Here is a 1,416-nt window from a genome sequence, read left to right on the forward strand (position 1 = left end):
TACGGATATCAGCAAGCTCAGAGGCGATATCATTCGCAACCGCACTTTGTTCCTCCGCGGAAGTGGAGATTTGAATGCTCATGTCCATCAATGAACGAGCCGAGTCCGCAATCGCTGTGACATCTTGACCAATTTCATCGATCAACTGGCTGCTTGTTTGAGCTTGTTTGACCGTTCTGCCAGTAATCGAAGCGATGTTTTGGCTTTCCGATTGCAGCTTCTCAATCATGGCTTGGATTTCTACCGTGGCTTGTTGTGTACGACTTGCCAGCGTTCGGACTTCATCGGCTACAACGGCAAAACCGCGGCCTTGTTCGCCTGCGCGAGCCGCTTCGATAGCGGCATTGAGAGCTAACAGGTTGGTCTGCTCAGAAATCGCATTAATGGTCGTGATGACATCATTAATCTGCGTAGTGTTTTCATTTAAGTTGGTGACTGATGAAGAAGCTTGCTCGATGTAGCTCGACAAGGTTTCGATCTCAGCAATAACGTGCTGTACTCGGCTACGGCTCGTTTCTATTTTTTGTGCATCTTGATCCGATTGCATGGTCGCTTGTTGAGAGATGCTCGAAACCTCTTTGGCAGACGCCGTCATTTCTTCCATTGCGGTTGCGACAGAATCAAGTGTTTGGTACTGGTGCGTAATCTGTGTTTCGCTCAGTTTCATGTCTTGTTCAAATGCAGATGACGTTTCACTTAGCGTATTGGCGCTTTCTTTTACGCTATTGACCAGTTCGCTTAATGTATCCATCGACTTATCTAGTGCGCAGCCAATGGTGCCAAACTCGTCACGGCCAGGGTGAAAGCCCAATCGAGAAGTTAAGTCACCGTCACCAATTTTCTCTGTTGTGGTGTATAGCACCCACAAAGCGCCTCCGATGAATGTCGCTACCCAATAGCAAAATACTGCAAACGGCAAAACCCATAGAAAACTAAGAAGGAAAGAGGTAAGGGCGTCGGAGCGCAGGGCGTTGTATTGATTGCCAGCGTGCTCGGTCAATCGAACAAGCTCACCCGCAGAGGTTGTGCCATAAACCGTGGTAACACCATCTGCAAACAAGCTTTTTTGTTGATGGTTAGCTTTTGAGATACCAGTAATTTGATAGATATCTGTGGGATTAGCTTCAATGATGCCATCTAGTTTTGCTTGCACGTTGGCGATAGATTGTTGCTCGAACTGATGCAAATCATTTAGGTATCGGCTTCCTGCTACCGAAGTGAGTGCCACCAGAAATAGGAGGAAAATAACCCACATTTTGTCGTTGATAGACATCTTAATAAATAGTCGGTCTATCGTTCTAAACTCAACTTCTCTCATTGATTACTCCATTAGAGATAAAAGATATTGAACAAATCTATGGGTATATCGAAACAAAATATGCGATGCGAATCAGCAAAATATGTAACGAAGGGTGA

The 1,416-nt window shown here is 45.6% G+C and carries 1 protein-coding gene; it reads right to left on the bottom strand.

Features of this window, described 5'->3' with window-relative positions:
• On the bottom strand, positions 1-1,318 hold a 1,318-nt coding region (locus R7O12_RS24815; RefSeq protein WP_318126712.1), incomplete at its 3' end, for a methyl-accepting chemotaxis protein.
• Between the last annotated feature and the right edge of the window lie 98 nt (positions 1,319-1,416).

The organism is Vibrio sp. Vb1574 (genome assembly GCF_033338675.1).